Genomic DNA, 19,330 nt, shown 5'->3' on the forward strand with positions numbered 1-19,330 from the left:
CCATGACCAGCACTTCCATCGGTGATCTGGCGCAAAGCATGGCGACGCGCATGCAGATGACCCGCCTCAAATCGAACCTGAACATGCTCACCACTGAACTGTCCACCGGTCGCAAGGAGGATGTGGCAAAGCAGATGCGCGGCGAATTTAGCGCGGTGGCGGCCCTTGAGGGTGAGATGCGCGCCCTGTCTTCTTATGATGTTGCTGTTCGCGAAGGCAGCTTGCTTCTGGATGCAGCGCAGGTGGCCCTGACCAATATCTACGATCAAGTGGTCGATGCAGGCCCGGATTTCCTCCTGACCAGCGAAGTATCGGATTCGGCGATGCTCAAGGCAGCCGGGCAAGACGCCGAACAGAAACTGGCAACTTTGATCTCTTCGTTGAACCTCTCGGTTGCTGGTCGCGCAATTTTCGGCGGCGTGGCAACGGACAACCCGCCTCTGCTCTCCGCAGAAGCGCTTCTCGATGAACTCAGCACGGTCGTGATGGGTGCAGCCACGCCTCAGGACACGGCAACCCTCATAGACAGCTGGTTCAACGATGCGGGCGGAGGATTCGAAACGGTCGCCTATCAGGGTTCTCCGACCGCTGGCCTCACGATACCGGTGGGCCCGGGGGAAACCGTTAGCTATTCCATCACGGCCGGGGATCAGGCGGTGCGAGATGTGCTCGCGTCCTTTGCAACCGCCGCCCTCGTGGCGCGCGGCAGTTTCGATGGCGATCCGACAGCGCAGGCGGAGATGCTCGAGATCGCAGGGCAGTCAATGTTGAATGCGGAGGCCAGCTTCTCAGTTCTGCAAGCTGAAGTCGGTACGCAACAATCCTTTCTGGAGGATGCGCGAGAACGGATCGATGCGTCCCTCAATGCGCATCAGATGGCTCTGAACGAACTCTATTCAGCTGATCCGTACGAGGTCGCCACGCAACTCGAGGCAATCTCACTGCAACTTGAAACGCTTTACGCGGTCACCTCACGTCTGAGCGGCCTGAGCATGACGGAGTATCTCAGATGACCCGGCTTTTCCTCGCAATCTTCATGAGCCTGAACCTGGCCGCTACTGCGATGGCGACCCCGATCCGGCTCAAGGATCTGGTGGAGTTCGATGGCGTTCGCGGGAACGACCTGGTGGGCTACGGGCTCGTGGTGGGTCTCAACGGCACCGGCGACGGGATCCGCAACGCGCCCTTCACCGAAGAAATCCTCGGAAATATCCTCGAACGGCTTGGTGTCAACGTGTCGGGTGAGCAGTTTCGTCCCAAGAATGTCGCCGCGGTTATCGTGACCGCTGAACTCCCGCCCTTCGCGCGTGTCGGCAGCCAGATCGACGTCACCGTGTCCGCGATCGGTGACGCCAAGAGCTTGCTTGGGGGGACATTGATCATGACCCCCATGAACGCGGCAGATGGTGAGATTTATGCAGTGGCCCAAGGGACCATCATCGCGGGTGGCGAGGCGGTTGCCGGTGGCAACGAGGAAATCGTGACCGGCGTTCCGACCGCCGGGGTGATCCCCGCAGGCGCGCGTGTAGAGCAGGAAGTGGACTTTGTCTTTGGTGATCTGACCTCACTGCGGCTTGCTTTGCGGGCCCCTGATTTCACGACAGCCGGACGTATCGAAAGTGCGATCAATGAATTCTTCGACAGGCAGGTGGCCTTGATGCTGGATTCCGGAACGGTGGAAATCGACATCTCCAGGACGCGGTTGCGCTCGGCAGCCCACGCTATTGGGCGGATCGAGAACCTGCTGATAGAGCCTGAGCTGCGCGCGCGGGTCGTTGTCGACCAGCGTTCGGGCACCATCGTGATGGGAGAAAATGTGCGGGTCTCGCGTGTCGCGGTATCCCAAGGAAATCTGACGCTGCGGATCGAGGACCAGCCTGTCATTGCGGTACCCAACCCATTCTCAAGAGGGGACACGATTGTGGTCCCCCGGCAAGTTGTGACGATGGAAGAAGAACCGGGGATCGGGCTCGCGGAGGTAAAGGAAGGCACAAACCTGTCCGAAGTGATTTCGGGGTTGAACGCCTTGGGCGTCTCGCCGCGGGACATGATCGACATCCTCAAGAGTATAAAGGCCGCCGGTGCGCTGCACGCGGAGTTTGTGGTCCGCTAAGTCCCGTCGAGTGGCAGAGCGATGAACTGCGCCCGCTCTCCCAGGGGCTGAAACAGCTCCGCGCCCGTCCCGGTCATCCAGGCTTGCGCGCCCAAAGCGCAGATCTCATCATATAGCGCACGCTGACGCTCCTGATCCAGGTGCGCGGCGACCTCGTCCAGTAAAACGAGGGGCGCTTGCCCAACAAGGCTTTTCACGGCGCGCGACATGGACAGGATAAGCGAAATCAGAAGGGCTTTCTGCTCTCCCGTCGAGCAGTCCCGCGCAGGCGTACCCTTGGAAACGTAGACCGCGGCAAGATCGTCGCGATGGGGACCGTCCAGAGTACGCCCGGCCGTCTGGTCCATGTACCGGTTACATCGAAGCGTATTTTCGATCTCGCCTTCGGTTCTGAGCGGTGCGCGCCCGTCATGCGCCTCGATTTGCAACCCTGCGAATGGGAACGCGGTCGTTGCGTCGGCCTGGGCCGCTTCGATTTCGGAAAGACATCTTTGCCGGTTCTGTGTAATGCGCGCGCCCGCTTCGGCCATCTGCGCCTCGAGCGCATGGTACCAGTGAGGATCTCGCACTCCATCCTTCAAGAGCCGGTTCCTGTCCCGCATGGCCCTTTCATATGCCAGAACATCGCGCCCATGAGTTGTCACGAAATTCAGGGTCATGCGGTCGAGAAATTTCCGACGGCCTTCGGCAGCTTCGATCCACAACCTGTCCATGGCAGGTACCAACCAGACCATTGGAACGAGTTCCGCGAGCGCCATTTGAGGAACCGGTTTGCCATCCAACTGAACCGTTCTGGAGGCGCCCGCATCGCTGCGAGTCATAACCTCCCTTTCGCGACCGCCGGATTTCACAAGAGCCGAGACCCGCCATCCGAGACCGGCCTCCGACTGGCCAACTGCCTCTGTCTTCGCTCGCCGCAGGCCGCGCCCAGGGGACAAAAAGCTCAGTGCCTCCAAGACGTTTGTCTTACCGATCCCGTTCGGACCATGCAGGACAACCGGCCTCTCATCCAGAGACAAGGTCAGATGTGTATGGGATCGAAAATGCGATAGGGACAGGGATGTGACAGCGACCCCGGTCACCCCGGATCACACCCGCATCGGCATGACCACGTAGATGGCCGAGGAATCGCTGCCTTCGCGCATCATGGTCGGGTCGGCAGCCGAGTTGAACAGGAAGACCGCGTTTTCGCGGTCGACCTGGCTTGCAATCTCGAGCAGATACTTGGCGTTGAAGCCGATCTCCAAGCGTTCATCTCCGTAAGCGACTGCGAGTTCTTCTTCCGCGGCGCCGCTGTCGGGCGCATTGACCGAAAGGATCAGACGATCCTCGTCTAGGGCGAGCTTCACGGCGCGTGACCTTTCCGAACTGACGGTCGCCACCCGGTCAACGGCCTTGGCGAATTCGGACGCATCAACTTCGAGCTTGCGGGAGTTCGACACAGGGATCACACGCGTGTAATCTGGGAACGTGCCGTCAATCACCTTGGACGTCAGGGTGATCTCAGGGGTGGCAAAGCGGATCTTCGTCTCCGAAACCGAGACCGCGATCTGGGCTTCGTCATCCTCGAGAAGCTTGCGCAACTCGCCCACGGTCTTTCGGGGTACGATGACACCCGGCATCCCCTCGGCAGCGTAGGGCAGATCCGCATCGATCCGCGCCAGCCGGTGGCCATCGGTTGCAACACAACGCAGGCTGCGTCCGTTTTCGCCGTCCGCGACATGCATGTATACACCGTTAAGGTAATACCGTGTCTCTTCGGTGGAGATCGCGAATTTCGACTTGTCGAACAAGCGACGCAGGACGGGGGCAGGGGCCGCGAAGTTGCAGGTATATTCCGTCGTGGTCATCACGGGAAAGTCTTCGCGCGGCAAAGTCGCCAGCGAGAAGTTCGACCGCCCCGCTGACACTTCCAGCCTCCCTTTGGCCGTATCATGGGTCAGGGCGACCAAGGCGCCATCGGGCAGCTTGCGTACGATTTCGTGCAGGGTTACCGCGGGTACAGTGGTCGCGCCGGCGCGCTCCACCTGTGCCGTGACGCGATCCACGACTTCGATGTCGAGGTCGGTCGCGCGAAAGCTCACGGAGTCGCCCTCGGCCTCGATCAGAACATTGGCCAGGATGGGGATCGTGTTCCGCCGCTCCACAACCGACTGTGCCTGACTTACAGCCCGCAGCAGCGTGGCCCGTTCGATGCTAATTTTCATGGCGATGTCCTATGCCCCCCGGAGCGCCCGAGCGTAAGCATTCTTGCCTGCTGCTCAAGCATTATCTCGGAATTTCCAATGGTTCGCAGGGAGCGTCAAGGCCCGCAGGTCACTGCGGGCCTTGAAAGGTCCTGGTTCAGCTTTCCAACGTGCGCAAAAGCGACCGGACATCTTCGGAAATCTGGGGGTCACTGTCGCACAGGGCTTCGATGCGCTTGACCGCATGAATGACCGTGGTGTGGTCGCGCCCTCCGAACCGTCGCCCGATCTCGGGCAGGGACCGGGTTGTCAGCGTCTTGGCCAGATACATCGCCAGTTGCCGCGGGCGGGCAATCGTGCGGGTCCGGCGGGGGCCCAGAAGATCGGTCATGCGTAGATTGTAGTACTTCGCTACCGCCTGCATGATCTCGTCCACCGTTACCTTCTTGTCGTGGGCTCTGATCAGGTCCGACAGGGCTTCATGCGCAAGATCGAGCGTGATCCGGCGGCCAACAAGGTCCGAAAACGCGATCAACCTGTTGAGCGCACCCTCAAGCACCCGGACGTTGGTTGAAATGCGCTGGGCGAGGCATTCCAGAACGCCATCCTCCACTGCGATGGTCTCGCCAGCCGCAATCTGGTCCTGCAGACGTTGCTGGAGAACGCCCAGTCGCAATTCGTAGTCTGTTGGATGGATGTCGACCACCAGACCGCAAGACAGCCGCGACTTGATCCGATCTTCGAGACCATCGATCTCTCCGGGCGCGCGATCCGCCGAGATGATGATCTGCTTGTTCTGGTCGACCAAAGCATTGAACGTGTGGAAGAACTCGTCCTGAGTGCTGTCCTTGCCGGCGATGAACTGCACGTCATCCACCATCAACAGATCCACGGACCGGAACAGTTCCTTGAACTCCATGGTGTTACGATCCCGCAGGGCACGCACGAACCGGTACATGAACTGCTCGGCCGACAAATACAGGACTTTCAACCCTGGGTTGCGCGCTTGCGCTTCCCAGGCAATCGCATGCATCAGGTGCGTCTTGCCCAGACCGACCCCGCCATAGAGGAACAGCGGGTTGAACGAGACCGGCCCGCCCTCGGCAACACGACGGGCCGAGGCGTGCGCGAGCTCGTTCGGTTTTCCGACCACAAAGTTGCTGAAGGTCAAACGCGGATCCAGTGGCGCGCTCTGTAGTGAAGCCGACGGTACGGGCTTGTCCATGGCCACGTCCCCTGGCGATGGGGTCATGGTGCGCTCGGTGCCCTTGGGCCGCACCTGACGTGCGGCCTGTGCAAGCTTCGCCACATCGAATTCGATCCGCTTCACCTCGACTCCCGCAGAGACGAGATGATGCAAAATGTCCTCACGATAGTTGCGCGCCACCCAGTTCCCAACAAAGCTGCTGGGTGCTTCAAATCGTACAACGCCACCTCTGCAATCCGCAAACTTCAGAGGCTCGATCCAAGTAAGATAGTTGTTTTGCCCGACGGTTTTAAGCAGATCATTTTGAACACTCCCCCAAGTGTCTTCTGTCATTTTTTGCCCTTTTTCAGTTGTTTATGACTGCTTCCACGGCAGTCCACGCGCCTTCCAACCGGATTTGCCTCCCCGGTGCTTTTGTGCGTCCAGGTCTCCCTCGAAACCCTCTTGCACATTGATGCAAGCCACCTGCTCACCGCGCGCGGTGAAGACTTGCGACATCGCCCGGGCCGCATTCAGCGACCGGACGCCTGACCTGCACATGAAGAAGAGATGGGAAGGAGCAGCACCTTCCAAGGCCTTCGACAGGTCGTCTGTGAAACTCGGATTTGGGGTCATGCCGGGAAAGCTGGCCCATTCGACGAACAGGACACCTTTCCCCAACTGGTCGAGATCGGGCTTGCCCACGAAAGTCCATTCGGCCGATGATCTGACATCGACCAGTACCGCGTCTTTCGTGTGCTGTAGTATATCCCAAGCGTCACGAGGCAATACCTCTCCGACGCCGGCCGAGACGCCCGCGCTCATCCCTTTCCTCACATCCGTGTGAATCACTGGGATATGGGTATCAAGCGGGCAGCGGGTCTCGCAACATATCTTCGTAGTTGACTCGGCCGATATCGTTCATCGAATCTTTACACAACCTAAGGTTGCATCTTGGTCGTGCCGGTAAGTCTCAAAAATGAAAGACAAATCCATCTTTAAACAAAAACGCCCCCGCAAGCGGAGGCGTTTCAACTTTTTTTGTCCGGCGATCAGGCGCTCAGGGCCTTCACGCGCTTGGACAAACGCGACATCTTACGGGACGCAGTATTCTTGTGCAGAATACCCTTGGTCACGCCGCGCATCAGCTCAGGCTGCGCACTGCGGAGAGCGTCTGCAGCAGCGGAAGAGTCACCACTTGCGATCGCTTCCTCGACCTTGCGCAGGAATGTACGGATGCGCGACCGGCGCGCTTTGTTGACTTCAGCGCGGCGCTCGTTCTGGCGCGCTCGCTTTTTTGCCTGAGGCGAGTTGGCCATGAGGCCTCCAACTTGTATCACATGATTGAATTCTGAACCGCGTCTTTAGGCCCGAGTCGGCCCCAAGTCAACACGCGAAACGCCCCTAAGGGTTACTTGTCGCGGAACTGCGGTTCGCGCTTCTCAAGGAAGGCGCCCATCCCTTCGGTTTGGTCTTCCGTGGCGAACATCGCATGAAAGAGCCGGCGCTCGAACAGAAGCCCTTCGCGCAGGGTCGTCTCATAGGATCGGTTGACGGCTTCCTTTACGGCCATGGAGGTGAGCACGGATTTCTCCGCGATTTTCTGCGCGGCGCCCATGGCTTCTTCCATGAGCTTTTTGGTTGGGACCACGCGGCTGACGAGACCGGATCGCTCCGCTTCCTCTGCGTCCATGAACCGCCCTGTCAGGTGCATGTCCATCGCCTTGGATTTCCCGACAAAGCGGGTCAGCCGCTGAGTGCCGCCGATCCCGGCCACCACGCCAAGGTTGATTTCCGGCTGTCCGAACTTAGCGGTCTCGGATGCGATGATGAAGTCGCACATCATCGCGATCTCGCAGCCACCGCCCAGCGCATATCCCGAAACGGCTGCGATAATCGGTTTGCGACAGTTGAGCAGGCGCTCCACTTCCGGGCCGAACAGATCGCTGCTGAACACCTCGACAAAGGTTTTCTCGGACATCTCCTTGATATCCGCCCCCGCGGCAAAGGCCTTCTCCGAGCCTGTCAGGATGATGCAGCGGACTTTTTCATTTTCCTCCGCGCTCCGCAGCGCCTTGGCGAGTTCTCCCAATAGCTCGGTATTCAGAGCATTCAGCGCATCCGGCCGGTTCAGACGGATCAAGGCGACGTGATCTTCAATTTCGACGATCAGCGTGTTGTAGGCCATAAAGGCGCTCCCGGTTGTTCCCCAAACTCGGGCAGGGTTACCAACTGCAGCGCGGGGCGCAAGGCTATCTTTGGCAGCTCGGACAGTAGAACGACGATCTGCCAGACTGCACCACGCGGCGCACAACATCTGGGCAACCCGCCGTGACGCAGGGGGCGTTTTCACGGTCGTAAACCCGGAACCGGTGCTGAAAATAGCCCAGATCACCGTCCGTTTGCCGGTAATCGCGTAAAGAGGATCCCCCTGCCTCGATCGCGTCGCCCAGAACCGTGCGGATGATCGGCACGAGAGATGCGATGCGGGTTTCCGAAACCCGTGCCGCCTTTCTCAGGGGCGAGATACCGGCTTGGAACAACGCTTCGCACACATAGATGTTGCCGAGGCCTGCGACGACCTTCTGGTCGAGAAGCGCGGACTTGATCGGTGTCATCCGACCCTTCAGTCGCGTGGTCAGGTAGGCTTCGTGGAACGCGTTTCCCAAGGGCTCGGGGCCAAGTGTTGCCAGCATCGGGTGTTGGTCGATCTCGGTGGTTTCGCACAAGTCCATGGCTCCGAAGCGGCGCGCGTCGTTGAAGACCACCCGTGCGCCCGTGTCGAAATCCAGCACTACGTGATCGTGTTTTTCCAGCGCGGGCAACGCGTGATGAAATGCTCCCGGAGCCTGCCCGCCATGGATCAGGATCCGCCCCGACATGCCAAGATGGATGATGAGGGTCTCGCCACTGTCGAGTTCGGCCAGAATATACTTCGATCGTCGCGCCAGCCGCAGAATACGCTTGCCTTCGAGACGTGTCTGCATGTTCGCGGGCAGAGGCCAGCGCAAGTCCGGGCGGCGAATATCGGCTGCGATGATCCGCTGCCCGGTCATCACGGGCTCCAGCCCGCGGCGCACGGTTTCGACCTCTGGAAGTTCGGGCATCTGCTGTCCTGCGTTTGCGTCGCGTTGTAACCGCGAAAGTGAGGCCTATAAGAAAGGTGGCATAGATCGAGGCGACAAGAGCGAATGACCGAAAGTACCGACAAAACCACGCATTTCGGCTACCAGACCGTGCGCGAAGACGACAAGGCCGGCTTGGTCCAAGGCGTTTTCACCAATGTGGCTTCGAAATACGACATCATGAACGACCTGATGTCCGGAGGGCTGCACCGGGTCTGGAAGGATGCGATGATGGACTGGCTCGCCCCGCGGGCCGCTCAGCGGCTGCTCGACGTGGCGGGCGGGACCGGGGACATCGCGTTTCGCTTCCTGAAGCGCGCACCCGAGGCCGAGGCGGTGGTGCTCGACCTGACCGAGAGCATGTTGATTGCCGGACGCCAGCGGGCGGAGGCCGAAGCGCTGGACGCCCGGCTGAATTGGCTGGTCGGCGATGCCATGGCCTTGCCTTTCGCGGATAACAGCTTTGATGTCTACACGATCAGTTTCGGTATCCGGAACGTGACCCGCATCCCGGATGCCCTGGCCGAAGCCTACCGCGTGCTCCGCCCCGGTGGGCGCCTGATGGTCCTCGAATTCAGCCAGTTGCCCAACCCCGGGTTGCAGAAGGCCTACGATCTCTATTCCTTCAACGTGATCCCGCCCATGGGCAAGGTCGTCACCAATGATCGCGACAGCTACCAGTACCTCGTGGAATCGATCCGCCGGTTCCCCGACCAGGAGAGCTTCGCGTCCATGATCCGCACCGCCGGATTCGATCAGGTCAAGTATCGCAATCTGACCTTCGGGGTGGCTGCGCTCCATTCCGGCTGGAAGCTCTAGAAATGCGAGGACCCCACAATATCTGGCGCCTCATCCGGACCGGCGCCACGTTCGAACGCACGGGTGCCATGCGCGTTGCGCTGGAGGCGATGGATGCCCCGCCGACATTGCGCCTTGCGGCGCGGGTTCTGGGTTGGCCGTTCCAGTGGCTTGGGCTCAAGGGCGACGAATCCGTGCCGCCCGTTACCCGCGCCCTGACGGCGCTCGGCCCGGCGTATATCAAGTTCGGGCAGATTCTGTCGACGCGGCCGGATGTGGTCGGCTCGGAGCTGGCCGACCAGTTGAAGGTCCTTCAAGACAAGCTGCCGCCCTTCTCGGTCGAAGAAGCCAAGCGCGAGGTCGCGAAGGAGCTAGAACGCCCCGTTGAAGAGTTGTTTTCCGAATTCAGCGAACCCGTCGCCGCCGCCTCCATCGCGCAGGTTCACAAGGCCGTTCTGGCCGACACGGGTGAGGCCGTGGCGGTCAAGGTTCTCCGTCCCGGCATCGAGCGTGCCTTTCGCAAGGATATCGACGCCTTTTACCTGATCGCGCAAACCGTGTCGCTGTTTGCTCCCGGGGCGCGCCGTCTGCGGCCGATCGATGTCATTGAGCATTTCGAGGGCGTGGTCATGGGAGAGCTCGATTTGCGGCTCGAAGCCTCCGCGGCCAATGAGTTCGCCGACAGCACGGCCAAGGACGAAGGCTTTGGGGTGCCTTCGGTGCATTGGGACCTTTCGGCCCGCCGCGTGATGACCCTGTCCTGGGCCGAAGGGCTGCCCATGCATGATGTCGCTGCGATCAAGGCCGCGGGCTTCGACACAAATCTGCTTGGCACCCGGGTTTTGCAGCTCTTTCTCAACCAGGCGCTGCGCGATGGCTATTTCCATGCGGACATGCACCAGGGCAACCTGAAGGTGAACGCTGCTGGCGAGATCATTGCGCTGGATTTCGGGATCATGGGGCGGATCGACGAGTATACCCGTCGGGTCTATGCCGAGATCCTTATGGGGTTCATCCGCAAGGATTACCGCCGCGTGGCAGAAGTACATTTCGAGGCAGGCTACGTGCCTGCGGATCGGGATATCGATCTCTTTGCGCAGGCCCTGCGCTCAGTTGGGGAACCGATTTTTGGCATGGATGCCTCGCGCATCTCCATGGCCCGGCTCCTTGCCTATCTGTTCGAAGTGACGGAACGGTTCGGAATGGAAACCCGGACCGAGCTGATCCTGCTGCAGCGGACCATGGTGGTGGTCGAAGGGGTCGCACGGTCCCTGAACCCGCATATCAACATCTGGGAAGTGGCTCAGCCGATCGTCGGGGACTACATCGCGCAAAACGTGGGGCCAAAGGCGCTGTTGCGGGATCTCAATGCCACCGTGCGTGTGCTTGCCAAATTCGGACCCAAGTTGCCGCAACTGGCCGAAGATGCACTTATCCGTCAAACTGCACTCGGCACCCCGCCGCCCAAGGTGGCCCGGTTCCCGGGCTGGGCGTGGTTCGCGCTTGGCGCTGCGACAGCCTCAGCGGTGGGCTTGGCGGCAAGCCTGCTCTAAGGCCTCACACTCCAGTGTTACAGCTTGTTCGTAGGCCGCCGCCCCGCGGCTTGCCTGCAGGTGGCAATAGCAGGCCATCCGCCACCGATAGAGGGGCTCCATTTGTCGGAAGCGGGCACGGACATCGCGGTCGGGGTAAGCGGCGACAAGGTCCCGGGCGGCAATGCGCGGTACCCCCTTCGCCAACGACTGCATGGCCGGAGAACTGGCATGGGCCAGGTCTTCGGCCGGGTCGCCAATCGAAGGGCATTGCCAGTCAATGGCGACATGTCGACCATCCACGACGGCCGTATTGGCAGGTACAAGGTCTCTGTGAATTAACCTTGCATCAAGCGTTATTGGCAACAGGGGAGGTTTGGGGCGCATCCCTGACAGCCATGCCGTTGCCCCCGCCTGTCTGAGCATGGCGTTCCCATCTTGCAAGATGGCATCGGGTGTCATCGGGAGCCTGGGAAGATCGTCCCATGGCTCTATCCGGTGGATCCGCAGAAGCAGCCTTGCGAGATTGCTTGCATCCGGAGCGGCATCCCGGTCGGCGGCATGCAACAGAAGGACAGAACCCACTGCACCGTTACTTGCAAAAGCAACGGGTGCGGGCGCAACACCATTGGCGCACAGCTTGATCAGAGCGCGCCATTCCTGATCCGGGGCGTTGGGAAACATTTCCGTGCTGTCGATCTGGCGCGACAGCTTTGCGATCAGAGGGGTCCTGGCAGCAGATACTACTTTCCAGACCCGGCTGGTTCGGCCCCCGTGCAAGGCGTGCAAAGCTTCCAGACCCGGCAGCCCCTGTCGGCTGAGAAATTCCCGAAGGAACTTGGCTTCCTTCGGTGACAAGTCTGGATTTCGGTTAAACTGCGATACCATGGGCCTGCTATACGCGGCGTCCCATGGTATCGCCAGAGTTTCAGGATTGCGGCTGTCGCAGGCTGACGACCGCATTCGCGGCAACATCGATCCCGCCTGCAGTCACGAGCGTGGTCTTCCCGTTCACGGCCTTCACCTCCACCACTTCGCGATAGGCTTGAACGGGCTTGGTGGGGAGAGATTCGTTGTTGGCAAATGCCTCGACCTGCAGATTGTAAACGCCACTTGGCAAGGGATTGCCATTGGCGCCAACACCTGCCCAGAGAACTGTCTCGGTGCCGGGTTCAAGCGTGTTGCGCTGTACCTCGGTGCCATCTCGGCGGTAGACGACCAGCTCCGCTTTCTCGGCCAAGGCCGGGATGTTCGGTTTGATCTCCACCGGGGAGCCGTCGAAGTGCACATTGCCTTCGGCCAGCGCATCCATTCCCACCCAACTCGCCAGCTGAGACAGACTCATCAAACCCATTTGCGACCCGAGATCCTCCAGAAGGGAATTCGTCTGTGTTTGCTGTTCGACGCCCGAGAAAGTGGCCAACTGCACGGCGAGATCCTGGCTTGCGACTGGCTCCAAGGGGTCCTGGTTTTCGAGTTGTGTGGTCAGCATGCGCAGAAACGTCTCGAAATCCGAGGCGATCGCTGTCGCGGTCTGTGCGGAACCGCTGGGCTGCGGAGTTGCCGTGCGTGTTGTGGTAACGGGATCCATGTTCTCTCCTACAACCTGATGTCCAGCCCGTTGAGGCCGGCTTTGAGTGCCGCTGTCCGTTGCTCAATTGCCGAGAGCCGTTCGGGTGCAGCCGATACTGTTGCCTCCTGAGGTGTCCAACCCGAAGGATCGCTTTCAGCTTCTTTGTGCTGGTCCGGACTATTCTCCTGGCCGAAGCTGAACTCAACATTTTCCCAGCCAGCCTCGACCAGCTCGGCGCGCATCTGTTCGATGTTCCGCCGCATCAATTCCAGCGTTTCCGGTCGCTCGACCTGCAACATGACGATGCCACCGTTCTCGGCGCCACTCAGGGTCATTCTCACGCGCCCAAGCTCTTCCGGATCGAGAAGGATCTCCGTCGTTTCACCGGTAACCTTAGGCATGTTGGCCTGAAGGTTTGCTCCGATCGATGCCGCGATCGCAGCCGTTCGGGCATTGGTCTGTCCGGGGATCACACGCTCGCTTGCGCGTTCGCCCCTGTCGAAGCGGCTTTCGCCATCGGTCTCACCCAACAAGCTCAGTTCGCCGGATAGGGCCTCAGAAGAAGTCTGCCCCGCGGGTGGCGCGATCGCCATTGCAACCTGCGATGTTGGCGCTTCCGGCAACTTGGCTGCATGGCTCCCGTTCTTTGCGCGTTTGGGCGGCTCGGGTGCTTCACTGCTGGTAGACTTTCGATCGTGCTCCACGACCTGTTGCGGTGCAGGGGGCTGTGCAGCCTGAATGCCAGGGCCGATATTGAGGTTGGAAGTCTGCGGGGTGGTCTTTGGCTCCGACGACGGGACACCTCCTGCGCCCGTTCCGGGTATCGCGGGCGCGGGGAGCGCAGCTACGGCGGGAGGCGCTACATTCACCGGAAGTGTCATGGAAGGCGAATTCCCTGGCGGTCGCGCGTCGGTCGCCGTCGTTCTTGGCGCGACGTCGGGGTCTGTTGGCCCGCTCGACCAATGGCGCACTTGCAACTTCAAATCCGGGCTCATGTCTGCGGCCGGATCGGTTGCTTCAGGGCGCATCGCACCAGCCGCAGCGGCAGGCCCTGCTCGAGCAATCCCATCGGTGTCCGGCTGCGTGGTCCTCGAAAGGTCGACACTATCCCGTTTTGGATCCAAAATCTGGGCCATCTTCGGCGGGTTGTCGAGAACAAGGCTCGCCGCCTGGCTGATTTGAGAGGTCGATTGAAGGGAAGCCTGCACAGGCACCGAAGTGATTTCCGGCTTCGCTATTGCTGATGGCCTCTCGCTCGGACTGCCCTGTTCGATCACGGTTCCAGAGTTCTGAACTAGCCGCTCAGATTCGCTCGAACCGTCTTTGGCTGTTGGGGAAAGACCTGTGATGAGTTCAGAAAGAGGCAGTGATGAACGCTCAGCCCCGGAGCTGGCCTCGCTCGGGGACAATGGGGTGTCTGGTGCCTTCGGCGACGAAATCGCACCGATCTTAAACTCAGTCTGAACAGGCGTATTCGTGCCCTCACTTGCTGTCGAAGCGCCCATAGCGACCTGTTTTTTATCCGTACTTGCTACATCAACAGGTTCGCTTCTTAAGGTGTCGTCGCCCTTTACTGACTGCTGCGCTGGTGCCTGTGTCGCGATGGGACCAAAGGTGGACGGGCTGTCCATGGCGATCATGCCGCCCATTTTCGGAACGAAGGGCCCCAAAAAGGTCTCTCCCATAATCCGAAAAGTGCTGGACTGGTCCCCGGCTTTGGGTGCTATCTGACCAATCTCTTGTTGAGTCTTGGCCTGTTGCGGCGGCGGTGTCGCTGTGTCTTGCGGATCTGCACTGATACCCGCGGGCGTCTGTGCGGAAGTGTTGAGTGCTGTCAAAGCGTTGCGTGAACTTGTGGCCGATAAGACGGCCTCGGTCCGAAAAGGCTGTTCAGGTACCATGGGAGACGCTTCGAGAGAAGTCGCAACCTTGATCGGTACTTCCAAATTCTTCTGGAGAATGAGAGGTGATAGACCATCCGACCGCTCCCGTGTATCGGCAACTCTGCCGTCTTGTTTGATCGGGCCCAGCGTTTCGGAGGAGCTTTGTACGGTTGGAATTTCCGCGCCCTTCAAACGTAATGGCTGATCCGACTGCACGAGGTCAGTCTCGCTAACGACTGATTGCGCGTCGCGCAACGTGTTGCTTGACCCCTCGCAGACGGTTTCCCGTGTTCTCTGCGGTGCCACAGCTTCTGTTTCTCCGCGTTGGGTTACCGACGTCGGTGGCGACCACGCCTCTTTGGCACCAGCCCGGTCTCCAGTGCGCATGGTCTCCAGAAAGCTTGGCTGGCGATCTTGCGTAGGCCCCTCTTCTGGTCCCCGGACACCCTTCGCGCCAATCACCCGATCCGCTTCTGGCATCTGAGTGGCGCTCCGCTGAGAAAGAGAAAAAGGAATCATGAGACCCGACATTTGTTTGTTCATGGTCTGTCCTAAACAAGACACCTTACCAGTTCTTTACTCTCATCATTCAGAAACAGGGTATGGAACGAATCGCACATTTTTCTCCCGCCCTCTCGACTACCCGCGCCCAAGACGCCCAGAGTGGCAATTCTGCCTTGGAACAGGCCGCAAAGGATCTGGAGGCGGCCTTCCTCTCGGTCATGCTCAAGGAAGCGCGCTTCGGGGTGACGCCGGAAACCATGGGAGGCGGTGTCGGAGAAGATCAGTTCGCTTCGTTCTTGAGGGATGAACACGCCAAGGCCCTCGTGAAAAATGGAGGCATCGGTTTGGCCGAAGCGCTTTTCAACGCCTTGAAGGGAGATGTCGATGTGGAGAGCACGTGACGGTTTGAGTCAGGTTCAGGACCTGCTTGACGCGCAATACGATCTGCTGCTTTCCGGAAAGGTGACCGATCTGGAAAGCACGGCTCAAGCCTTGTCGTCCCTCATCGAAAGGATTGGCCATGGCAACGTCGAAGCGGCGGCGTTGCAACGCGCGAAAGACAGTGCGCAACGCAATCAGCGTCTCATTTCAAACGCGGTCCGCGCCATCAAGGACGTGGGTGCGCGCCTGCAGAGCGCGCGAACAGCACAGCGCGGGTTCGAATCCTACACGCCATACGGCATGGCTCGAACCGTTGGCGGAGCTCGGGCAAAACTGATTAAAAAAATATAGAAATTGGAGAGACTTGGCCTCTCCAGCCCGTGCGGAATTTAACATCTCTTTGAGGGTTCTGTCACAGGATCAGCAGGCACCTCGCGGTGACACGGGATACGACCCGTAGCGTCAGAAAGGCGTTTCCATCGGCCAATAGGCTCTGAATGAAGACTAGGCGCAAAATGCGCCGCCCATCTAAGGAACGCAAATGTCCAGCATTTTGACAAACAACAGCGCCATGGTTGCGCTGCAAACGCTCAAGTCGATCAACTCGAACCTGAGCAAGACGCAGGATGAAATCTCGACGGGTAAATCCGTGGCAACCGCCAAGGACAACGCCGCTATCTGGTCGATCTCCAAGGTCATGGAAGCCGACGTCAAGGGTTTCAAGGCGATCTCCGAGAGCCTGTCTCTGGGCGAGTCCACCGTGGCCGTTGCCCGGAACGCGTCCGAGACGGTGACGGACCTTCTGACCGAGATCAAAGGCAAGATCGTCGCGTCCCAAGAAGAGAACGTCGATCGCGCCAAGATCCAGACAGACATCGACGCCCTGAAAGAGCAGATCGGCTCGGTGATCAGTGCCGCCCAGTTCAACGGCAAGAACCTGGTCAACAGCTATGATCAGAGCTCGATCCTGTCGTCGCTCGACCGGGACTCCTCCGGCACGGTGACCGCAAACTCGATCTCCTTCACCGGTCAGAACCTGACCTCGGCCAGCGGTACCCTTGAAACGGCAAGCGCGCTTGATCGGATCGGGACCATCGATGACGCTGGCACCTACACCGTGGGCAATGGCGCTTCACTGACCAACACGGCAAACACCACCGACTTGGTTCTGGCCAACGATCTTGCGGACAGCGCCACTCTGAACATTTCCTTCGGGGATCAACAGTTCAGCTACACCAACACGACCGGCAGCGCGATCGCCGTCGCGGACCTCTCCAATATCGTCGCCGCGGGTTTGTCGAACCTTGGTGTCGAGGGGGTCACGACCACGTCTGATGGCGTTGACACGGTCACGATCGCTTCGACCAACAAGTTCGAAGCAATCGCGATCCAGGGCAGCTCGTCCGGTGCCACGACCGTTGACGTCAATGGCGCCGGCGCAGGTGTCGAGGAAACACTCGTGGCCCGCGCTGAAACCGTTTCCCTTGGTGGCGCCGGTAACACCGGCGGTGTCGTGAATGAAGGCGACGGCTTCCAGATCGCTCTGGGCGGTCAGGCATTCAACTACGTCGCCAAGGATGGTGACACCTTGAACGACGTTGCCACCGGCCTGAAGCGGGTTCTGGATGCTGGCGGCCTCGAAGGTATCGAGGTCAAGGTGAACATCTCGGATGACCCAACGATCGATCCCCCGACCATCCAGATCGACAATGATGGAGCCACGGCCGTCGCCCTGACGGTGGATGACGGCGCCGATGGTGTGGCGTCCGGTGGCCTTGTCGGTCTCGACGGTATCGACGTGACCACTCAGGAGGGTGCGGAAAATGCGCTCGCGAACATCGAAAGCCTGATCGAGACGTCTATCGATGCCGCCGCCCAATTCGGTTCTGTTCAAAGCCGGATCGAGACCCAGTCGGATTTCATCGGCAAACTGACCGACGCCCTGAAGTCCGGGATCGGATCGCTCGTGGATGCAGATATGGAAGAGGCATCCGCGCGCTTGCAGGCCCTGCAGGTTCAGCAGCAGCTGGGCACTCAGTCGTTGTCGATCGCGAACCAGGCACCGCAGAACATTCTGGCTCTATTCAGATAACCGAGCGCGTCCCCGGGGAACCGGGGACGCCTTTTCCTCTTCCTATCTAGCCGGGTGATCACATGAACGCGTATGCGCGCAGCCAAATGGCCTATTCCAACCACACCGCCGCCACACGAACCGAGCAGAGCATCGAGTATGAGCTGTTCGCCAAGATGACCAGTGCTCTGGTTCAAAGCTCCAAGAGTGGAAAATTCGAAGCCATTGCCAAGGCGGTACATGATAATCGCAGACTCTGGTTGGCGCTGGCCGCAGATGTAAGTGACAACGCCAACAATCTGCCGGTCGAACTGCGTGCGCAGATCTTCTATCTGGCCGAATTCACACAGCATCACTCTTCCAAGGTTCTGACCGAAAAGGTCCCTGTCGATCCTCTGGTCGAGATCAATCGCAGCATCATGAGCGGGCTCTTTGCCCAGAGAGGTGCTGCATGACCGGTCTTGTACTGAAGTTGGCTCCGAAGGAGCGCGTTCTCGTCAACGGTGCCGTCGTGGAGAACGGCGATCGCAGAAGTCGGCTGAGTATCATCACGCCGAATGCGAACATCCTGCGTCTGCGCGACGCGATCCATCCAGACGAGGTAACCACCCCGGTGCGTCGGGTCTGCTATATCGTCCAACTCATTCTCTCCGGAGACATGTGCCCCGACGAAAGCTCCATGCAGGTGCTGCGTGGGCTCGAACAACTCAGCCAGGTTTTCCGGGATGATGACAGTCGGGCGCGGCTTGCGGATGCGACAAACGCGGTCTTGGCAAAGAACCATTACCAGGCCCTCAAATCTCTTCGGTGTCTTTTGCCCCGAGAAGAGCGCCTTATGGCGACGCCCCACTGATGAGTTTCCAGCCAATCATACCCACCGGTGGTCTGGCGGGCTGGACCTTTCTCAACCGAACTCTCGAGGCACAGAAGGAGGCGTTCGGCCAATCGGCGCAGTATCGTCGGGAGGAGGATTACTTCCGCGCAAACATCGGCAACATCGAAACTGCAGAACAACTCGTGGCAGATCGGCGACTTCTGGCATTTTCTCTTTCGGCGTTCGGTCTGGATGCTGATCTTCCCAACAAGTTCTTCATCCAGAAGATTCTGTCGGACGGGACATCCGACAATGCCGCCTTATCCAATCGTTTGTCGGACAAGACCTATCGCGAGTTTTCGGATGCCTTCGGGCTCGGTCAGGGGCAGGTGCGCAAGACGCAGCAGACCAGCTTTGCCGATGAGATCATCCAGAAGTACGAGACTCAGAAATTCGAAGAATCCGTGGGCAATGTGAACGATGACCTCCGCCTTGCCCTGAACTTGAAACGCGAAGTTTCTGACCTTGCGTCGAGCGATATGTCAGAGCGGGCAAAGCTTTTCACGGTGTTGGGAAGCCCGCCCCTGCGGACAACCTTCGAAACGGCTTTTAGGCTGCCAAGCGCCTTCGCTGGCCTCGATATCGATCGTCAGGTTACTGTTCTCGAAGAGAAGCTGGAATCTGCCTTCGGGGATGCGTCAATTTCTCAGTTCAAGGATCCCGACCTGTCGGAGCGGTTGATCCAGAAATTCCTGCTTCAATCAGAACTGAGCAGTTTCGAGGCAACCTCTTCCCCCGCCGCGACCGCACTTTTCTTGCTGCGGTCTTGACGAGAGGAGTTCAGGCCCTGGAACGCCAAGGCATTGGCAGTCTGCGCCTGAGTTTTTGAACAGCTTGGGCAGCAACCATGCGCGCCACGATCAGTTGTACAGCCCAAGCTGTTCTTTGCGGCTTTTTCACTTTTCTGCTCTCTCATTTCTGAGCGGGTACACCAACCACCCAAGAAGTGCCTTTTAGGGGCGAGGATAATTTTTCGTCAGACATGCACAAAAAGTAGACAGTTAGCCACAGAAGCGAGATCACATTTTTTCGCGTCGCGCGCGCCTATTTTTTCGCCGTATGCTGACCTGAGACCCGACTCTCCTCCGGATTTTCGGAGAGTCC

General features: G+C 59.5%; 20 protein-coding genes. 10 read left to right on the forward strand and 10 right to left on the reverse strand.

Annotated features, from left to right (window positions below; genetic code table 11):
• The first annotated feature begins 2 nt into the window (after positions 1-2).
• The gene (locus tag PVW48_RS15510; protein ID WP_274581976.1) at positions 3-1,013 is read left to right on the forward strand and encodes a flagellin; all 1,011 of its coding nucleotides are present in this window, start codon (positions 3-5) and stop codon (positions 1,011-1,013) included.
• Positions 1,010-2,113: a flagellar basal body P-ring protein FlgI gene (locus PVW48_RS15515; protein WP_012180035.1), complete on the forward strand. Its 1,104-nt coding sequence runs from the start codon at positions 1,010-1,012 to the stop codon at positions 2,111-2,113. Before PVW48_RS15510 ends, PVW48_RS15515 begins: the two co-directional genes overlap by 4 nt.
• Here PVW48_RS15515 and recF read toward each other — a convergent pair.
• From recF to mutM, 7 genes are all read right to left on the reverse strand, one after another.
• On the reverse strand, positions 2,110-3,195 hold the full coding sequence (recF, locus tag PVW48_RS15520) for a DNA replication/repair protein RecF (RefSeq protein WP_274581977.1): 1,086 nt from the start codon (positions 3,193-3,195) through the stop codon (positions 2,110-2,112). The two genes, PVW48_RS15515 and recF, sit on opposite strands and share 4 nt — an antisense overlap.
• 6 nt (positions 3,196-3,201) lie before the next feature.
• Positions 3,202-4,320, reverse strand: coding sequence for a DNA polymerase III subunit beta (gene dnaN, locus PVW48_RS15525; RefSeq protein ID WP_274581978.1), 1,119 nt, complete (start codon positions 4,318-4,320; stop codon positions 3,202-3,204).
• A gap of 136 nt (positions 4,321-4,456) precedes the next feature.
• Positions 4,457-5,839: a chromosomal replication initiator protein DnaA gene (gene dnaA / locus PVW48_RS15530; RefSeq protein ID WP_274581979.1), complete on the reverse strand. Its 1,383-nt coding sequence runs from the start codon at positions 5,837-5,839 to the stop codon at positions 4,457-4,459.
• Positions 5,840-5,860: 21 nt separating this feature from the next.
• Positions 5,861-6,310: a sulfurtransferase gene (locus PVW48_RS15535; RefSeq protein WP_012180031.1), complete on the reverse strand. Its 450-nt coding sequence runs from the start codon at positions 6,308-6,310 to the stop codon at positions 5,861-5,863.
• Positions 6,311-6,537: 227 nt separating this feature from the next.
• Positions 6,538-6,804 carry a 30S ribosomal protein S20 gene (rpsT, locus tag PVW48_RS15540; RefSeq protein ID WP_012180030.1) on the reverse strand — a complete coding sequence of 89 codons (267 nt, stop codon included), beginning with the start codon at positions 6,802-6,804 and terminating at the stop codon, positions 6,538-6,540.
• A gap of 92 nt (positions 6,805-6,896) precedes the next feature.
• Positions 6,897-7,673 (reverse strand): enoyl-CoA hydratase, encoded by a 777-nt coding sequence (locus PVW48_RS15545; protein ID WP_012180029.1) that lies wholly within the window; start codon positions 7,671-7,673, stop codon positions 6,897-6,899.
• A gap of 64 nt (positions 7,674-7,737) precedes the next feature.
• Complete coding sequence (mutM, locus tag PVW48_RS15550; RefSeq protein ID WP_274581980.1) at positions 7,738-8,592, reverse strand: bifunctional DNA-formamidopyrimidine glycosylase/DNA-(apurinic or apyrimidinic site) lyase; 855 nt, start codon at positions 8,590-8,592, stop codon at positions 7,738-7,740.
• 84 nt (positions 8,593-8,676) lie between these two features.
• Between mutM and ubiE the strand changes: the two genes are divergently transcribed.
• Positions 8,677-9,429 carry a bifunctional demethylmenaquinone methyltransferase/2-methoxy-6-polyprenyl-1,4-benzoquinol methylase UbiE gene (gene ubiE, locus PVW48_RS15555; RefSeq protein WP_012180027.1) on the forward strand — a complete coding sequence of 251 codons (753 nt, stop codon included), beginning with the start codon at positions 8,677-8,679 and terminating at the stop codon, positions 9,427-9,429.
• A 2-nt stretch (positions 9,430-9,431) separates the two neighbouring features.
• Entirely contained in the window at positions 9,432-10,961 is a 1,530-nt protein-coding gene (gene ubiB, locus PVW48_RS15560; protein ID WP_012180026.1) for a 2-polyprenylphenol 6-hydroxylase, read from the forward strand.
• Here the strand turns inward: ubiB and PVW48_RS15565 are convergent.
• Genes PVW48_RS15565 through fliK form a run of 3 tightly spaced genes read right to left on the reverse strand, consistent with a single transcriptional unit; the run spans position 10,929 to position 14,939 of the window.
• The gene (locus PVW48_RS15565) at positions 10,929-11,828 is read right to left on the reverse strand and encodes a phosphotransferase family protein (protein WP_274581981.1); all 900 of its coding nucleotides are present in this window, start codon (positions 11,826-11,828) and stop codon (positions 10,929-10,931) included. The two genes, ubiB and PVW48_RS15565, sit on opposite strands and share 33 nt — an antisense overlap.
• Before the next feature lie 40 nt (positions 11,829-11,868).
• Complete coding sequence (locus tag PVW48_RS15570) at positions 11,869-12,531, reverse strand: flagellar hook assembly protein FlgD (RefSeq protein ID WP_012180024.1); 663 nt, start codon at positions 12,529-12,531, stop codon at positions 11,869-11,871.
• 8 nt (positions 12,532-12,539) lie between these two features.
• Entirely contained in the window at positions 12,540-14,939 is a 2,400-nt protein-coding gene (gene fliK / locus PVW48_RS15575) for a flagellar hook-length control protein FliK (RefSeq protein ID WP_274581982.1), read from the reverse strand.
• Positions 14,940-14,998: 59 nt separating this feature from the next.
• Here fliK and PVW48_RS15580 point away from each other — a divergent pair, with 59 nt between their 5' ends.
• From PVW48_RS15580 to PVW48_RS15605, 6 genes are all read left to right on the forward strand, one after another.
• Complete coding sequence (locus PVW48_RS15580; protein ID WP_274581983.1) at positions 14,999-15,301, forward strand: rod-binding protein; 303 nt, start codon at positions 14,999-15,001, stop codon at positions 15,299-15,301.
• On the forward strand, positions 15,285-15,632 hold the full coding sequence (locus PVW48_RS15585) for a hypothetical protein (RefSeq protein WP_274581984.1): 348 nt from the start codon (positions 15,285-15,287) through the stop codon (positions 15,630-15,632). Before PVW48_RS15580 ends, PVW48_RS15585 begins: the two co-directional genes overlap by 17 nt.
• A gap of 190 nt (positions 15,633-15,822) precedes the next feature.
• Positions 15,823-17,373: a flagellin gene (locus PVW48_RS15590; protein ID WP_274581985.1), complete on the forward strand. Its 1,551-nt coding sequence runs from the start codon at positions 15,823-15,825 to the stop codon at positions 17,371-17,373.
• A gap of 62 nt (positions 17,374-17,435) precedes the next feature.
• A complete protein-coding gene (flaF, locus tag PVW48_RS15595; RefSeq protein ID WP_274581986.1) occupies positions 17,436-17,807 on the forward strand; it encodes a flagellar biosynthesis regulator FlaF in 372 nt (123 codons plus the stop codon).
• Positions 17,804-18,205 carry a flagellar biosynthesis repressor FlbT gene (gene flbT, locus PVW48_RS15600; RefSeq protein WP_012180018.1) on the forward strand — a complete coding sequence of 134 codons (402 nt, stop codon included), beginning with the start codon at positions 17,804-17,806 and terminating at the stop codon, positions 18,203-18,205. Before flaF ends, flbT begins: the two co-directional genes overlap by 4 nt.
• The gene (locus tag PVW48_RS15605; protein ID WP_274581987.1) at positions 18,205-18,996 is read left to right on the forward strand and encodes a DUF1217 domain-containing protein; all 792 of its coding nucleotides are present in this window, start codon (positions 18,205-18,207) and stop codon (positions 18,994-18,996) included. Before flbT ends, PVW48_RS15605 begins: the two co-directional genes overlap by 1 nt.
• Positions 18,997-19,330 lie beyond the last annotated feature (334 nt).

Origin of the sequence: Dinoroseobacter sp. PD6 (assembly GCF_028807315.1) — a bacterium.
Lineage (GTDB): Bacteria > Pseudomonadota > Alphaproteobacteria > Rhodobacterales > Rhodobacteraceae > Dinoroseobacter > Dinoroseobacter shibae.

Coding starts and splice junctions, on each gene's coding strand:
- PVW48_RS15510 (WP_274581976.1), top strand. CDS start 3: ATGACCAGCACTTCCATCGGTGATCTGGCGCAAAGCATGGCGACGCGC.
- PVW48_RS15515 (WP_012180035.1), top strand. CDS start 1,010: ATGACCCGGCTTTTCCTCGCAATCTTCATGAGCCTGAACCTGGCCGCT.
- dnaN (WP_274581978.1), bottom strand. CDS start 4,320: ATGAAAATTAGCATCGAACGGGCCACGCTGCTGCGGGCTGTAAGTCAG.
- dnaA (WP_274581979.1), bottom strand. CDS start 5,839: ATGACAGAAGACACTTGGGGGAGTGTTCAAAATGATCTGCTTAAAACC.
- PVW48_RS15535 (WP_012180031.1), bottom strand. CDS start 6,310: ATGAGCGCGGGCGTCTCGGCCGGCGTCGGAGAGGTATTGCCTCGTGAC.
- rpsT (WP_012180030.1), bottom strand. CDS start 6,804: ATGGCCAACTCGCCTCAGGCAAAAAAGCGAGCGCGCCAGAACGAGCGC.
- PVW48_RS15545 (WP_012180029.1), bottom strand. CDS start 7,673: ATGGCCTACAACACGCTGATCGTCGAAATTGAAGATCACGTCGCCTTG.
- mutM (WP_274581980.1), bottom strand. CDS start 8,592: ATGCCCGAACTTCCAGAGGTCGAAACCGTGCGCCGCGGGCTGGAGCCC.
- ubiE (WP_012180027.1), top strand. CDS start 8,677: ATGACCGAAAGTACCGACAAAACCACGCATTTCGGCTACCAGACCGTG.
- ubiB (WP_012180026.1), top strand. CDS start 9,432: ATGCGAGGACCCCACAATATCTGGCGCCTCATCCGGACCGGCGCCACG.
- PVW48_RS15565 (WP_274581981.1), bottom strand. CDS start 11,828: ATGGTATCGCAGTTTAACCGAAATCCAGACTTGTCACCGAAGGAAGCC.
- PVW48_RS15570 (WP_012180024.1), bottom strand. CDS start 12,531: ATGGATCCCGTTACCACAACACGCACGGCAACTCCGCAGCCCAGCGGT.
- fliK (WP_274581982.1), bottom strand. CDS start 14,939: ATGAACAAACAAATGTCGGGTCTCATGATTCCTTTTTCTCTTTCTCAG.
- PVW48_RS15580 (WP_274581983.1), top strand. CDS start 14,999: ATGGAACGAATCGCACATTTTTCTCCCGCCCTCTCGACTACCCGCGCC.
- PVW48_RS15585 (WP_274581984.1), top strand. CDS start 15,285: ATGTGGAGAGCACGTGACGGTTTGAGTCAGGTTCAGGACCTGCTTGAC.
- PVW48_RS15590 (WP_274581985.1), top strand. CDS start 15,823: ATGTCCAGCATTTTGACAAACAACAGCGCCATGGTTGCGCTGCAAACG.
- flaF (WP_274581986.1), top strand. CDS start 17,436: ATGAACGCGTATGCGCGCAGCCAAATGGCCTATTCCAACCACACCGCC.
- flbT (WP_012180018.1), top strand. CDS start 17,804: ATGACCGGTCTTGTACTGAAGTTGGCTCCGAAGGAGCGCGTTCTCGTC.
- PVW48_RS15605 (WP_274581987.1), top strand. CDS start 18,205: ATGAGTTTCCAGCCAATCATACCCACCGGTGGTCTGGCGGGCTGGACC.